Source organism: Stenotrophomonas sp. CFBP 13724 (assembly GCF_014841975.1).
Taxonomy (GTDB): Bacteria; Pseudomonadota; Gammaproteobacteria; order Xanthomonadales; family Xanthomonadaceae; genus Stenotrophomonas; species Stenotrophomonas lacuserhaii.
In genome coordinates this window covers 290,013-304,152 of sequence record NZ_JACYUW010000003.1, presented here as the reverse complement: position 1 = coordinate 304,152, position 14,140 = coordinate 290,013, and the positions used below count along the sequence as shown (strand labels likewise).

The following is a 14,140-nucleotide window of genomic DNA, read 5'->3' as shown; positions in this document are numbered from 1 at the left end:
GTCCTGCCTGCCGTCATGACCCGCCTCAGCGTCAACGTCAACAAGATCGCCGTACTGCGCAATTCGCGTGGTGGCCACGACCCCGATGTACTGCGTGCCGCGCAGGCCTGCCTGGACGCCGGTGCGCATGGCATCACCGTGCACCCGCGTCCTGACCGCCGCCACATCACCACCGAAGACGTACACGCGCTGTCCGCGCTGACCACCACGCGCGGCGTGGAGTTCAACATCGAAGGCAACCCGTTCGCCCCGCCGCGCGAGGGCTACCCGGGCCTGTTGCCGCTGTGCGAGGCCACCCGTCCTGCACAGGCCACGCTGGTGCCCGATGGCGATGGCCAGCTGACGTCCGACCATGGCTTCGACTTCGCCGCCGACAGCGAGCGCCTGCGTCCGCTGGTGGCCACGCTGAAGGCGATGGGCTGCCGGGTCAGCCTGTTCGTGGACGCCGGAAACCCACTGCTGGAAAGCGCGGCCGATGTCGGTGCCGACCGCATCGAACTGTACACCGGGCCGTATGCCCAAGCGCACGCCGCCGGCGATGCCACTGCGATGCTGGAACTGTTCGCCACCGCCGCGCGCCGCGCGCAGGCAGTGGGCCTGGGCGTCAACGCCGGCCATGACCTGTCGCAGGCCAACCTGCGCGCCTTCCTGACCGGCGTACCCGGCGTGCTGGAAGTCTCGATCGGCCACGCCCTGATCAGCGAAGCCCTGTACGACGGCTTGGACACCACGGTCCGCAGCTACATCAGCCTGCTGTAACTCCCTTGGTAGCGCCGACCCATGGTCGGCGGAAACCATCCGCCCCGTGAAATCCGACCCCCCGGTAGTGACGGCCGCTGGCCGTGAACCCGACACTGCTGACGGCCAGCGCCCGTCACTACCGCGCCGTCGCACCCCCTGAGACCGCAATCCCCTACCCTGCGCTGCGCACATCGTGGCTTGCAATGTCCTGTGCCCTGTCCCGGCATGACCGTATGTCCTGTGGATAACCATGGGGGCAAGCCAAACCCCCATCCCCCTCCACGCCTACAGCCACCTGAATTCCAGCGCATTGCATACCCTGTGGTTAGCAATAATACTAATCGCACTCACCTCAGAAGATTCCCATGGGTCGCCCCGATTCCATCCCCCACGTCGCCATCAAAGGCCGCGGCAGCACCACCCACATCGCCGGCCGCTTCGAAAGCACGGTCAGCGAAGCGGTGGACGATGGCTGGGAAGCCGAAGAAAGCGAAGAGTTCCTGGCCCCGCGCCTGCGCACCGAAGTGCGCGCCGAGACCGCACGCAGCATCATCAGCCGCAACAATTCACCGGACGTCGGCTTCAGCCAATCGGTGAACCCCTATCGCGGCTGCGAACATGGCTGCTCGTACTGCTTCGCACGCCCCTCGCACGCCTATCTGAATCTGTCGCCCGGGCTGGATTTCGAGACCAAGCTGTTCGCCAAAACCAACGCAGCGCAGCTGCTGCGCAAGGAACTTTCCAAACCCAGTTACGTGCCGCAGCCGATCGCGCTGGGCATCAACACCGATTCCTACCAGCCGATCGAACGCAAGTTCAAACTGACCCGCCAGCTGATCGAAGTGATGCTGGAAACCCGCCACCCGTTCTCGTTGATCACCAAGAACGCACTGGTCGAGCGCGATATCGACCTGCTGGCGCCGCTGGCCGAACAGAACCTGGTGAGCGTGCATTTTTCGGTGACCTCGCTCGACCCGCATCTGTCTTCGAAACTCGAACCCCGCGCGGCCGCACCGCATGCACGGCTGCGTGCGATGCGCCGGCTGCACGAGGCCGGCATCCCGGTCGGGGTGATGGTGGCGCCGGTGATTCCTTGGATCAACGATGCCGAACTGGAAGCGGTGCTGGAAGCCGCGCGCGATGCCGGTGCATCCAGTGCCGGCTACGTGCTGCTGCGCCTGCCACTGGAAGTGGCGCCGCTGTTCCGCGATTGGCTGGAGACGCATTACCCGGACCGCGCCACGCACGTGATGAGCACCATCAACCAGCTGCGTGGCGGCAAGGACTACGACAGCCAGTTCGGCACGCGCATGCGCGGCCAGGGCGTGTATGCGGACCTGCTGTCGAACCGCTTCAAGCTGGCGCGCAGGCGACTGGGGTTCGATGCGCAGAACAGCCACTGGCCGAAGCTGGATTGCACCAAGTTCGAGCGGCCGGCGCCGCCGAAGGCGGATTCGCCGCAGGGGTCGTTGTTCTAGCGGCAGTCAACCTCGTGCGAGGCTCGGCACAAAATCCAGCGTTGCCGGTGATCTGCCCAGAGCATCACTGGATGTTGGGATAAATAATCACCCAGTGCATGATGACGAAATTTACCATGCCGTGAATGATGGCTCGCTGATAGGTGTCAAGCCTGAAGAGGAAGATTCCCAAGGTGACGTAGAGCCCGAACAAGAACGACGAGAAGACTGCCTCGGTGTGAGCAGCAGCAAACAGCGCGCATACCGCAAGCGTCCCTAAGATTTTTCCGAGGTAATGAGACGCACCTGATTGCAGAAGATGCCGTACAACTTTCTCTTCATAGAGTGGCGCGACAACGCAGCTCGTAACAACGCCTAGCAGATAGTTCGCTAGAGGGATCTGATCCCAGGTGAGCAGCGTCGACTCGTTGCGTGCTGGATACGCAACCAGCGCGACCCACGCAGCTCCGCCAACCAGGCCGAGCGCAACCAAAGCCATCACCAGCTTAGCGGACCACCGAGCCCGCTCTTCGCGCGGGAACATCCATATGCAAGCAGCAAAGGCCAGGGCCTCAGTCATCGCCTTTGATCCAAAGACCTCAAAAGCGTCCAGAACAACACGCGCGGCCCCAATTGCCACGGTTGACATGAGCGCGACGAATATGAAGTTCTCAGGCGTCTCTGCGGGTTTCCAGCGCAACGACATGCAGACGAGCATCCTTGTTCCAACGTTGTTCCTGACTACCGAAGCCTTGGCCCTCTCGGGCCAAGGCAAGCATAGCGCTTACGCCGTGCTTGGTTGGACATGATGCAGTGAGATCATGCCGGCCGCGCCGATGCTGAAGGTGCTTCCAGTCCAACAGTCATGCCAGCGGCGACACCTGCACGCCCACCGCACTTCGCAGTTTTTCTCATGGACGCAGGTGCACACCGCTGTGCACGATGACCGGGCTGGTGCCGAACGTGCCAGCCGGGATTGGCGTCCTGTTACCACTTGAGAGCAATTACCTCTGTTGCAGCCCTCGGGCACGGCGGAGAATGCACTGTACTGCCGGTCATACGGCGGGCGGTGCGCGGGGATCCCGATCCGCCGGTTTTGGCTCTTAGGTAGTCCGGTACGCCAACCCGCATCGCCCGCCACCTCGCGCTTCGGCGCAGGTGGCCCATGCCATGCGAGGTCCTTTCGATGTCCATGCAGCCCATGCACGCGTCCTCCTTCTCGATCACCAGGTCGTTCGGATGAAGGCCGGTCGCGCTACGTTGTCCTATGCGGAAATGGAAGCGGCAGGTCACTTCGACCGGCCCTGCACACCGAAGGCGGTGATTGAGTACTTGAACGCGTGCATTGGCGAAAGCCACGGTGATGCAGAGATCCTCGGCGAGGCGATTGCTTACCTCGCTGGTGAGGAAAATCTGCGTGCCATCGCGCGTGAATGCGGGTTGCCTGTCGAGGTGGTGCGTCGCCAGTTGTCCGGCCGGCGCACGTTGATGGGCGCGCTGCGCGCACTGGGATTGCAGCTGCGCGTGGACCTGGCAGGGTAGCGCCGAGCCACGCTCGGCGAGCGCAGCGGTCTGGCTGTCAGGGAACGGCAAGAGCGTGACGACCAATGGTCGTCACCAACCGAGGCAGGTCGTCACCCGCCCACCGTGCGACCTGTCAGCGTGGATGAGCGTTTTCTGAAAGGCAGCTCGCGTCGTGTCCGGGAAGATAGGTGTCGTGCAGAGGAAACGCCAATCGATATCGACTTCATCAATCGAATTGAGGACGCACCGCCACAGGGAAGGCACCCGCATGAGCAGGATGCTCGCTGCCAGAATCCTCATCTCCCCGGGCGTCGCTGCACATGTCGGCCAAGGGAAAGGTGGACACGTGTGCGTTCAGCGCCCGGGGAAATGGGGACCTTAGCCGCCGTAAAGCTTCTGCGCGGACTGGAACAGGATCCAGCTGGTGGCAATGACCTTGTCGCCGCCCTGCGGACGATTGCCGCGATGGGTATGGGTGAAGGCGGTCGGCGCGATCAGCAGGCTGCCGGTGCGCGGGGTGACCTTGCGCTGCTGGAAATGAAATTCGGTCTCACCCTCTTCGAATTCATCATTGAGGTACAGCGTCCACAGCAGGTGGCGGTGCAGGGTTTCCGCCTTCTCGTCCTTCGGATACAGCTCGCAATGCCAGTAGGGATAACCGCCCTCGCCTGCTGCGTACCATTGCAGGTTGATCGCGCCCGGACGCAGGCAGGTGCGTGCAAGATCCGACAGCGCGGCCGGGCTCATGTCGGGGAAATCTTCGGCGGTGAGGCGCTTGGGCTGGCCGTTGCTGTCTTGGATCTGCAACATCAGCGGCGCGATCAGAGCCTGTGGATAACGGCGTAGATAAGTCAAAAGCCCGCCGAAAACGGCCTGCTGCAGGACGTTTTCAACATCCGCCCAGTCGGCCAGCCCGCTGATGCGGAGATCCTTGCTGCGCTTGAGTTCAGGGAATACACCACTGCCTACCGCACCCGGTTGCAGGCGGTCACTTGCGCGCAATCGCGCCACGATCGCCGCACATGCTTCGGCAGGTACGGCGTTGTGGATCACTTCAATGAAATCGACCGGGTCCTGCGTCTGCATGCCTGCATCCTTCGCCAGCGGGCCCTTGATGGTGCCCACTGGCGCGGAGGTTGTCACGCCACGGACATGTGCGTTGGCGTGCCCGATGGCCAGGCAACGGCCAGGCGAGCAAGCTCGCCTGCTACTCAGTTTGTGGAGGCGTCGTGCTGCTGGTGGTACTGCACCGCGGCGGCGACTTCATCGCGCGAACCGAGGAACACCGGCACGCGCTGGTGCAGCTGGTCCGGCTGGATGTCCAGGATCCGCGCACGCCCGGTCGAGGCGGCGCCGCCAGCCTGCTCCACCAGCAGGCCCATCGGGTTGGCTTCGTACATCAGGCGCAGCTTGCCGGCCTTGGACGGATCCTTCTTGTCCCACGGGTAGATGAAGATGCCACCGCGGGTCAGGATGCGATGTACGTCGGCCACCATGCTGGCGATCCAGCGCATGTTGAAATCCTTGCCGCGCGCGCCTTCCTTGCCTTCCAGCAGATCGGCCACGTAGGCCTGCATCGGGGCTTCCCAATGCCGCTGGTTGGACATGTTGATGGCGAACTCCTGGGTGGCCGCCGGGATCTGCATGCCCTGGGTGGTGAGCACGAACTCGCCGGTTTCGCGGTCCAGGGTGAAGGCATGGGTGCCGTGGCCGACGGTCAGCACCATCTGGGTGCTGGGCCCGTAGATGCAGTAACCGGCGGCGATCTGCGCCGTACCCGGCTGCAGGAAGCTTTCGTCACTGGGGCACTCGACGTCTTTCGGGCAGCGCAGCACGGAGAAAATGGTGCCCACGGACACGTTCACGTCGATGTTGGAGCTGCCATCGAGGGGATCGAACAGCAACAGGAAATCACCGCGCGGATAGATGTCCGGCACCGGCTGCGAATGGTCCATTTCCTCGGACGCGCAGGCGGCGAGGTGACCGCCCCAGGCATTGGCTTCCAGCAGGATCTCGTTGCTGATCACATCCAGCTTCTTCTGCGCTTCACCCTGCACGTTGCCGGTACCGGCTTCGCCGAGCACGCCGCCGAGGGCGCCCTTGCTGACCGCGATGGAGATGTTGGTGCAGGCACGCCCGACCACGGCGATCAGCTGGCGCAGGTCGGCATTGATGCGGCCGGCATGCTGTTCCTGGATGAGATACCGGGTCAACGACGTACGGGACATGGACAGGGCTCGAGCGACGGAAAGATACGTCTATTGTCGCCGCCCGGATGCAAAAAAGGGGACGGAGGGGATTAAGTCGTTATCAGCGCGTGCGAGCCGATAACGACTTAATCCCCCCCGTCCCCTTTTTGTCGGGTCAGGCCTTGGCGACGTTGGCCACGGCCTGGGCGACGTAGTCCAGGTTGTTCTGGCTCAGCGCGGCCACGCAGATGCGGCCGGTGCCGACGGCGTAGATGCCGTACTCATCGCGCAGCTTTTCCACCTGCACCCGGCTCAGGCCGGAGTAGGAAAACATGCCGGCCTGGTCGTTGATGAAGGCGAATTCCGGCGCGCCCAGGGCGGCCAGGCGGTCCACCAGCCCATGCCGCAGGGCGTGGATGCGCTCGCGCATCTCGGTCAGTTCGGCTTCCCACAGCGCGCGCAGCTCCGGGCTGTTCAACACACCGGCCACCAGCGCGGCGCCGTGGTTGGACGGGCTGGAGTAGATCGTGCGGATGATCCGCTTGATCTGCGACTGCACGGCCTTGGCTTCGGTGGCGTTGGGGGCGACGATCGACAGCGCACCCACGCGCTCGCCATACAGCGAGAACGACTTGGAGTACGAATTGGCGACCACGAAGCTGTCGATCCCGGCCTCGGCGATGATGCGCACGGCGGCGCCATCCTGCTCGATACCCTTGTCGAAGCCCTGGTAGGCCATGTCGATGAACGGGAACAGCTGCTGTTCCTTCAGCACCTCAGCCACCTGCTTCCACTGGTCCACGGTCAGGTCGGCACCGGTGGGGTTGTGGCAGCAGGCGTGCAGCAGCACCACGGTGCCCGGCTGCAGCTTCTGCAGGTCGGCCAGCATCGCCGGGAAGTCCACGCCGTGGGTCTGGGCGTCGAAGTAGCTGTATTCCAGCACGTCGAAGCCGGCCGCACCGAACACGGCGCGATGGTTTTCCCAGCTCGGGTTGCTGATGGCGATGGTGGCGTGCGGCAGCAGCGTCCTCAACAGCTCGGCGCCGACGCGCAGCGCACCGCTGCCGCCCACGGTCTGGGTGGTGGCGACGCGGCCTGCGGCCAGCAGCGGCGAATCCTTGCCGAACACCAGCTCACGGGTGGCCTGGGTGTAGGCCGGCAGTCCATCGATGGGCAGGTAGCCGCGCGGTTTGGCTTCGGTGGCGAGCTGCTGCTCGATCTGCTTGACGGCGCGAAGCAGCGGAATGCGGCCGCTTTCGTCGTAGTAGATGCCCACACCCAGGTTGACCTTGGTCGGACGGCTGTCGGCGTTGTACGCCTCGGTCAGGCCCAGGATCGGGTCACCGGGGACCAGTTCCACGTTTGCAAAGAAGGACACGGCGGTACTCATTCGGTAAGGGGAGGAAGAAAGCACGCAGCAGTGCCACCGCCACCGGGCGGGGACCACGCCATCGTAACAAAGCGTGCCGATGGCGCGGCATTCCTCGTCACGCCGTGGCCGGTACCATGGCGCGTTCACGCTTGCTGCTGAACCTGAATGATGAACCTGCCCCCGGCCCGTCGCCGTCTGTCCATGGCCTGCGCCCTGCTGCTGCCCGGCCTCGCCTTCGCCCAGTCACCCCCGGCCACGCGCAGCCTGCCTGCGGTGGAAGTCGAGGCCGCCCGGGTGACCGGCATCGACCCGTTCGCGCTGCCGTCCAGCTCGGACACAGTGTGGATCGATGACGACCGCAGCGGTCCGCAGGCCCAGCTGGCCGAGGCGCTGGGGGGGATTCCGGGCGTACTGGCACGTGATCGCCAGAACCTGGCGCAGGACACCCAGCTCTCCATCCGTGGCTTCGGTGCGCGCTCCACCTTCGGCGTGCGTGGCGTGCGCGTGCTGGTGGACGGGGTACCGGCCACCATGCCCGATGGACAGGGCCAGCTTTCGCACGCCAGCCTGCTTGGTGCCGAGCGCATCGAGGTGCTGCGTGGGCCGTTCTCGGCGCTGTATGGCAATTCCTCCGGTGGAGTGCTGCAGGTGCATACCGCCCAGGGCCGCGAAGGCGATCCGTGGCGGCTCCGGCTGAATGCCGGCGCCGACAATACGCTGAGCGTGGGGGCCCACCTGCGCGGCGTGCAGGGCCCGGTGGACTACAACATCGCCGCCAACCACTTCCGTACCGATGGCTGGCGCGACCACAGCGCGGCACGCCGAGAATCGCTGAATGCACGGCTGGGCACGGCCGTGGGCGAAGACCGGCTGGAGCTGCTGGTGAACTACCTGGATGCGCCCAACGCGCAGGATCCGCTCGGCCTGACCCGCGCCCAAGTGGCCGCCGATCCGCGCCAGGCCACTTCGGTGGCGCATCAGTACAACACCCGTAAATCGGTCCGCCAGTCGCAGGCCGGGCTGGTCTACAGCGGACAGCGCGACGACCACCGCTTCCGCCTGACCGGCTACGCCGGCCAGCGCGAGGTGACCCAGTTCCTGGCCATTCCGCCGGGCCCGCAGGCCAATCCGCTGCATGCCGGTGGGGTGATCGGACTGGATGGCGATTTCGGCGGCTTGGATGTTCGCTGGGGCTGGAACGGCGAACTGGCCGGGCGCGCGCTGGATGTCACCGCCGGCGTCAACGCCGACCGCCAGCGCCAGCACCGCACCGGCCATGAAAACTTCGTCGGCGACGCACTGGGCGTGCGCGGCCGGCTGCGCCGTGACCAGCGCGATACGGTGTCCAACGTGGACCAGTTCGTGCAGGCGTGGTGGCAGTGGAGCCCGCGCTGGTCGTTGCTGGCCGGCGCGCGCCACAGCAGTGTCCGCTTCCGTTCGGAAGACCACTACATCGTCGGCCGCAATCCGGACGACAGCGGCAGCCGCCGCTACCAGGCCACCACGCCGGTAGCCGGGGTCAGCTTCGAAGTGACTCCGCAGTGGCGCCTGCACGCTGCAGTCGGCCGTGGCTTTGAAACCCCCACCTTCAACGAACTCGGCTATCGCGCCGATGGCCAGGCCGGGCTGGCGCTGGGCCTGTCCGCCGCCCGCAGCCGCAATGTGGAAATCGGCAGCAAATGGCAGGCCCAGGACGGTCGCCGGCTGGAGGTGAGCCTGTTCCGCGCCGATACCGACGACGAACTGGCCGTGGCCAGCAACACCAATGGCCGCAGTACCTACCGCAACATCGGCCGCACCCGCCGCCAGGGCGCCGAGCTGTCATGGCACCAGCCGCTGGCACAGGCCCTGGACCTGCAGGTGGCCTGGACCTGGCTGCAGGCCGAAGTGCGCAGTGCCTACCTGGCCTGCGCCGGCAGCGGCTGCGCGGTGCCGGACACGCTCGTTTCCGCCGGCAGCCGGTTGCCCGGCGTGCCGCGCCAGCAGGCCTTTGCGCGCCTGGAGTGGCAGCCGCGCGACTGGCTGTGGGCGGCTGAAGTCACCGGCAGCAGCGACACGGTGGTCAATGACCTGGCCACCGAGCGCGCCCCGGGCTACGCGGTGATGAACGTGGAAGCCGCCCGCCGCTGGACCCTGCGCGGCGGCGACCTGCGCGTGTTCGCCCGTGTGGACAACCTGCTGGAACAGGCCTATATCGGCTCGGTCATCGTCAACGACGGCAACGGCCGCTACTACGAACCCGGCCCGGACCGCCGCGGCAGCCTGGGCGTCCAGTGGTCCTGGCGATGACTGCCCCCGGTGGGTGATGGCCGCCCCAGGTGGGTGACGACCGTTGGTCGTCACGACCCTCACCCCTCAATCCGGCGCCTTGGCCGGCACGAACGGTGACGTCGGATCACTCGCCGGGAACGTCTCCTCCAGCGCCTCGTCCTGGTTGTCACTGGCGTGCTGCTTGCGTTCGCGACGCTTGAGCGGGCTTTCCTGGCCACCGCGATGGCGGTCACCGCAGTCCTTGCGGTCCTGTGCAGCCTGGTCGCTGACATGCCGCACCGGCAAATGCTCGTCGTCCGTGGCGGACGCGGCATCCGCATCGACGAACGGCGCGCCCGTGCCGCGCTCTTCAGCGTCCATGTTGTCATGCTTCCCACGCTGCTCGCCGGGCACGGGGGCAGTGGCTTGGCGCAATGGGTCGCGCGAGGTGTCTCTGTTCATGGCGGCTCTCCTCGATGAGGCCCCTACTAGAGCCCTTCAGAGGTAAAGCCACTGCGAATCCCGCGTCATCAACACATCGATCACGACTGGATAACGGCGCCGTGGTTACATCTGGCCGCCCGCCCTGCAAGCTGGAGCCGCGCCATGAACCGCCCGGAACGTCCCGCGCCCTCGGTCTTCAACGCCCGGCGCGACCCGCTGGCCGGCAGCCCTGCCCAGCGCCGCGCCCGCCGCCAGCAGCGCGAAGATCCGCAGGCCGTCGCGCAGGATTACCTGCAGTACATGCTCAACGATTACGACGACCGGCGCCGGCAGGCCCACCGCAGCTGGCGTGACCTGTGCCCGGCGTACGCCTTCGCGCTGACCACCCATGCGGCGAACTGGCCGCGCGGCGGCGGCGAGGAAACGGAGGGCGAACTGGCCGCGCAGTGGGAACTGATGCGCGGCGAGTCGCGGCTGCGCTGGCCCAAGGCCCGGGAGGTAGTCGAAGATGCCTGGCTGGCGCTTGACCATATGCCTGCCCCGGCCGTGCGCCCGCTGCTGCAGTGACTTGCCGTTGAGGCAACGGACACGGTCGTTTCACGCGCGCGCGCTGAAGCTGGCGTTTCCTTGACCCCGCACGGTGCGTCCCATGGCCCGCCCGATCTGGACCGGTACCCTTTCCTTCGGCCTGCTCAACGTGCCGGTCTCGCTGATGTCCGGCGAGCGCCGGACCGACCTGCAGTTCCGCATGCTGGATTCGCGCGACAAGAAACCGATCCGGTTCGAGCGGGTCAACGCCGATACCGGCGAGGAGGTGCCGTGGAAGGATATCGTCAAGGCCTTCGAGTACGACAAGGGCAGCTATGTCGTGCTGGAAGAGGGCGACATCAAATCCGCAGCGCCGGAAAGCCATGAGACCGTCGAGGTGGAAAGCTTTGTCGACGCTGCGCAGATCGATCCGCGCTATTTCGAGAAACCGTACCTGCTGGTGCCGGGCAAGAAGGCCGAAAAAGGCTACGTGCTGCTCCGCGAGACACTGCGCAGTACCGGAAAGGTCGGCATCGCCAAGGTGGTGGTGCGCACCCGCGAATACCTGTGCGCGGTGATGCCCAACGATGACGCGCTGGTGCTGATGATCCTGCGTTATCCGCAGGAACTGGTCGACCCGGCCGACTTCAAGCTGCCCGACGGCAAGCTGTCCGATTACCGCATCAGCAGCAAGGAAACGGCGATGGCCGAACAGCTGATCGAGTCGATGGCCGGCGAGTGGGATCCCACCCAGTACCACGATGAATTCCGCGAACGACTGCAAGGGGTGCTGACCAGGCGCATCAAGGAAGACGGCGGCACCACCACGGTGGAAGACGAGCCGGCCCCGCGCGAGGACGCCAGCACCAACGTGGTCGACTTCATGTCGCTGTTGCAGAAGAGCCTGGATGCCAACAAGCGCACCCCGGCCAAGAAGACCGCCGGCAAGACGGTGAAGAAAGCGGCGACCAAGAAGGCCAGCAAGACACCGGCCAAGGCAGCGGCGAAGAAGGCACCGGCCAAGGCGACCAAGAAGGCTGCGTCGAAGGCCGCCCCACGCCGCAAGGCGGGCTGAGCCATGTCCCTGGATCAGTACCGCCGCAAGCGCCGCTTGGGCGCCGCCGAAGGCAGCACGCCCGAGCCGGATGACCAAGCCGGGCGCGGCAGGTCAGCGCACCGACCGATCTTCGTCGTGCAGCTGCACCATGCCAGCAGCCGCCATTACGATTTCCGCTTGGAAATGGACGGAGTGTTGAAGAGCTGGGCGGTGCCGAAGGGACCTTCGCTGCGGGTCGGTGAGAAGCGCCTGGCGGTGGAAGTGGAAGACCACCCGCTGTCCTATGCGACCTTCGAGGGCGACATCCCGAAGGGTCACTACGGGGCTGGCCACGTCGATGTGTACGACCATGGCACGTGGGCCATCGATGGCGATCCACTGGAAGCACTGGCCGCCGGAAAGCTCGACTTCGAACTGCACGGCGAGCGCCTGCGCGGCGGCTGGAAGCTGGTACGCACCAATCTGAAAGGGCGCCAAGTTCAGTGGCTGCTGATCAAGCGCGACGATGCCCATGCCGCCGATGCAGAGGCCGACGACCTGCTGGAGACCCCGGCTGCGACCTCGACCACCGCCACCCGATCACGCAAGGCCGCGCCGTCGAAAAGCACGCCGTCGAAAAGAACGCCCGCGAAAAGTACGCCTGCGGCGGCACCGCGGGCACGCAAGGCGGACGCGCGCTGGCACAAGCGCGCGCTGGCGCTGCAGGGTGCGCGCGACACCCCCTATCCGCACGAATACGCGCCGCAGCTCACCGATCACCGCGAGAACGCCCCCGACGGAGAACGCTGGCTGCATGAGATCAAATGGGATGGCTACCGCCTGCTGGCCGATCTGCACGACGGCAAGGTGACGCTGCGTTCGCGCAACGACCTGGACTGGAGCGATGATTTCCCGGAAGTGAGCCAGGCCATTGCCGCGCTGCCTGTCAACGATGCGCGGCTGGACGGCGAACTGGTGGTGCTGGATGACCAGGGGCGCAGTGATTTCAGCGCGCTGCAGCGGGTGATCGACGGCACGGCGAAACAGCCCTTGCGCTACGTCGTGTTCGATCTTCCGGGCGTGGCCGGGGTCGATATCAGCCGTGCGCCGTTGCTGGAGCGCAAGACGCTGCTGAAGGCGCTGATCGGTGATGTGCCGGGCACGCTCGCCTACAGCGACCATGTACTCGACCATGGCCCGGCGGTGTTCGCCGCCAGCGGCAAGGCCGGCTTCGAAGGGATCATCAGCAAGCAGGTGGATGCGCCCTACGCGAACGGCCGCGCGCGCAGCTGGGTGAAGATCAAGCACGAACAAACCGATGAGTTCCTGGTGGTCGGCTACACCGCGCCCAAGGGCTCACGGCAAGGTTTCGGTTCGCTGCTGATGGCTACGCCGGACAAGGGTGGGCTGCGTTACGTGGGCCGCGTCGGCACGGGCTTCGATGATGCGAAGCTGCGCGCGTTGAGCGCCTCGCTGGGCAAGATGGCGACCTCCAGCGCTGCGGTCGAGCTGCCGGCACACGTACCGTTCCGCGCCGCCAGCGTGCACTGGGTGAAGCCCACGCTGGTGGCCGAAGTCGCCTTCCGTGGCTGGGGCAAGGAGGGATTGCTGCGCCAGGCCAGCTTCAAACGCCTGCGCACCGACAAGACCGCGCCCGACCTGCAGCCCGACCGCGCCCAGCCTGCTGCCGCGCCGGTGGAAGGGAGCCAATCGCACGTGCACATCACCCACCCCGAGCGCGTGGTCTACCCGAAGAAGAAGATCCACAAAGGCGACGTGGCCGACTATTACCGCGCGATGGCGCCATGGATACTGCCGGAGATCAGCGGTCGGCCGCTGTCGCTGCTGCGTTGTCCACAGGGCGTGGGCAAGGCGTGCTTCTTCCAGAAACACCACGGCCAGGGCCTGGGCGATGCGGTGCGTGCAGTGCCGCTGGAACAGAAAAGCGGTACCGAGGATTACGTCTACATCGACGACGTGGAAGGGCTGCTGCAGCTGGTGCAGATGAACACCCTGGAGTTGCATCCCTGGGGGGCGACGGTGGCCGATCCCGAGCATCCGGACCGGCTGGTGTTCGACCTGGATCCCGGCGACGGCGTGAACTGGACGCAGATCAAGGCGGCGGCCCGTGACATCCGCGCTCGCCTGCAGGAAACCGGGCTGGAAAGCTTCGTGCGGTTATCCGGTGGGAAGGGTCTGCACGTGGTGGTTCCATTGCAGCCGAAGGCCGACTGGGAGCAGGCCAAGGCGTTCTGCGAGTCCTTCGCGCAGGCGTTGGCACAGCACGCGCCGGACCGCTACGTGGCCACCATGAGCAAGGCCAAGCGCAACGGGGTGATCTTCATCGACTGGCTGCGCAATGCACGCGGGGCCACCAGCGTGTGTTCGTGGTCGTTGCGGGCGCGCGAGAGCGCCGGCGTGGCGGTGCCGCTGCGCTGGGAAGAACTCGGCCGCGTCGCGGCGGCCGATGCGTTTCCACTGGACAAGGCGTTGGCGCGGGCAAAGCGCTTGAAGGGTGACCCCTGGGAAGGGATCACCACGCTTGCGCAGGTGCTGCCGACGTTGGAGCGGTGACGACCAACGGTCGTCACCCACCGAC

General features: G+C 65.8%; 12 protein-coding genes. 7 read left to right on the top strand and 5 right to left on the bottom strand.

All coding sequences use genetic code 11. The annotated features are described in order from the left end of the window. The first annotated feature begins 15 nt into the window (after positions 1-15). Together IFT63_RS14845 and IFT63_RS14840 are read left to right on the top strand one after the other, a co-directional pair. Entirely contained in the window at positions 16-759 is a 744-nt protein-coding gene (locus IFT63_RS14845; RefSeq protein ID WP_192084915.1) for a pyridoxine 5'-phosphate synthase, read from the top strand. 347 nt (positions 760-1,106) lie between these two features. Then, on the top strand, positions 1,107-2,219 hold the full coding sequence (locus IFT63_RS14840; RefSeq protein ID WP_042612131.1) for a PA0069 family radical SAM protein: 1,113 nt from the start codon (positions 1,107-1,109) through the stop codon (positions 2,217-2,219). A 64-nt stretch (positions 2,220-2,283) separates the two neighbouring features. Here the strand turns inward: IFT63_RS14840 and IFT63_RS14835 are convergent, their stop codons facing one another. Further along, the gene (locus IFT63_RS14835) at positions 2,284-2,904 is read right to left on the bottom strand and encodes a CPBP family glutamic-type intramembrane protease (protein ID WP_249404485.1); all 621 of its coding nucleotides are present in this window, start codon (positions 2,902-2,904) and stop codon (positions 2,284-2,286) included. Positions 2,905-3,437: 533 nt separating this feature from the next. Here IFT63_RS14835 and IFT63_RS14830 point away from each other — a divergent pair. Beyond that, entirely contained in the window at positions 3,438-3,740 is a 303-nt protein-coding gene (locus IFT63_RS14830) for a hypothetical protein (RefSeq protein ID WP_042612130.1), read from the top strand. Positions 3,741-4,100: 360 nt separating this feature from the next. Here the strand turns inward: IFT63_RS14830 and IFT63_RS14825 are convergent, their stop codons facing one another. The 3 genes from IFT63_RS14825 to IFT63_RS14815 form a co-directional block, all read right to left on the bottom strand. Then, positions 4,101-4,808, bottom strand: coding sequence for a 2OG-Fe(II) oxygenase (locus tag IFT63_RS14825; protein WP_042612190.1), 708 nt, complete (start codon positions 4,806-4,808; stop codon positions 4,101-4,103). Between the two features lie 125 nt (positions 4,809-4,933). Then, a complete protein-coding gene (locus IFT63_RS14820; RefSeq protein ID WP_042612129.1) occupies positions 4,934-5,950 on the bottom strand; it encodes a class 1 fructose-bisphosphatase in 1,017 nt (338 codons plus the stop codon). Positions 5,951-6,086: 136 nt separating this feature from the next. After that, positions 6,087-7,289 (bottom strand): amino acid aminotransferase, encoded by a 1,203-nt coding sequence (locus IFT63_RS14815; protein ID WP_042612128.1) that lies wholly within the window; start codon positions 7,287-7,289, stop codon positions 6,087-6,089. A 162-nt stretch (positions 7,290-7,451) separates the two neighbouring features. On the opposite strand from IFT63_RS14815, the gene IFT63_RS14810 reads away from it, so the two are divergent. After that, positions 7,452-9,572 carry a TonB-dependent receptor gene (locus IFT63_RS14810; RefSeq protein ID WP_192084911.1) on the top strand — a complete coding sequence of 707 codons (2,121 nt, stop codon included), beginning with the start codon at positions 7,452-7,454 and terminating at the stop codon, positions 9,570-9,572. 66 nt (positions 9,573-9,638) lie between these two features. On the opposite strand, the gene IFT63_RS14805 is transcribed toward IFT63_RS14810, so the two are convergent. Next, the gene (locus IFT63_RS14805; protein ID WP_042612127.1) at positions 9,639-9,995 is read right to left on the bottom strand and encodes a hypothetical protein; all 357 of its coding nucleotides are present in this window, start codon (positions 9,993-9,995) and stop codon (positions 9,639-9,641) included. Positions 9,996-10,139: 144 nt separating this feature from the next. Here IFT63_RS14805 and IFT63_RS14800 point away from each other — a divergent pair, with 144 nt between their 5' ends. The 3 genes from IFT63_RS14800 to ligD all read left to right on the top strand — a co-directional run bounded on the left by IFT63_RS14800 (position 10,140) and on the right by ligD (position 14,115). Further along, a complete protein-coding gene (locus IFT63_RS14800) occupies positions 10,140-10,544 on the top strand; it encodes a hypothetical protein (protein ID WP_042612126.1) in 405 nt (134 codons plus the stop codon). An 82-nt stretch (positions 10,545-10,626) separates the two neighbouring features. Further along, positions 10,627-11,580 (top strand): Ku protein, encoded by a 954-nt coding sequence (locus IFT63_RS14795; protein ID WP_042612125.1) that lies wholly within the window; start codon positions 10,627-10,629, stop codon positions 11,578-11,580. Positions 11,581-11,583: 3 nt separating this feature from the next. After that, positions 11,584-14,115, top strand: coding sequence for a DNA ligase D (gene ligD / locus IFT63_RS14790; RefSeq protein ID WP_192084908.1), 2,532 nt, complete (start codon positions 11,584-11,586; stop codon positions 14,113-14,115). Positions 14,116-14,140: the final 25 nt, after the last annotated feature.

Coding starts and splice junctions, on each gene's coding strand:
- IFT63_RS14845 (WP_192084915.1), top strand. CDS start 16: ATGACCCGCCTCAGCGTCAACGTCAACAAGATCGCCGTACTGCGCAAT.
- IFT63_RS14840 (WP_042612131.1), top strand. CDS start 1,107: ATGGGTCGCCCCGATTCCATCCCCCACGTCGCCATCAAAGGCCGCGGC.
- IFT63_RS14835 (WP_249404485.1), bottom strand. CDS start 2,904: ATGTCGTTGCGCTGGAAACCCGCAGAGACGCCTGAGAACTTCATATTC.
- IFT63_RS14830 (WP_042612130.1), top strand. CDS start 3,438: ATGAAGGCCGGTCGCGCTACGTTGTCCTATGCGGAAATGGAAGCGGCA.
- IFT63_RS14825 (WP_042612190.1), bottom strand. CDS start 4,808: ATGCAGACGCAGGACCCGGTCGATTTCATTGAAGTGATCCACAACGCC.
- IFT63_RS14820 (WP_042612129.1), bottom strand. CDS start 5,950: ATGTCCCGTACGTCGTTGACCCGGTATCTCATCCAGGAACAGCATGCC.
- IFT63_RS14810 (WP_192084911.1), top strand. CDS start 7,452: ATGAACCTGCCCCCGGCCCGTCGCCGTCTGTCCATGGCCTGCGCCCTG.
- IFT63_RS14805 (WP_042612127.1), bottom strand. CDS start 9,995: ATGAACAGAGACACCTCGCGCGACCCATTGCGCCAAGCCACTGCCCCC.
- IFT63_RS14800 (WP_042612126.1), top strand. CDS start 10,140: ATGAACCGCCCGGAACGTCCCGCGCCCTCGGTCTTCAACGCCCGGCGC.
- IFT63_RS14795 (WP_042612125.1), top strand. CDS start 10,627: ATGGCCCGCCCGATCTGGACCGGTACCCTTTCCTTCGGCCTGCTCAAC.
- ligD (WP_192084908.1), top strand. CDS start 11,584: ATGTCCCTGGATCAGTACCGCCGCAAGCGCCGCTTGGGCGCCGCCGAA.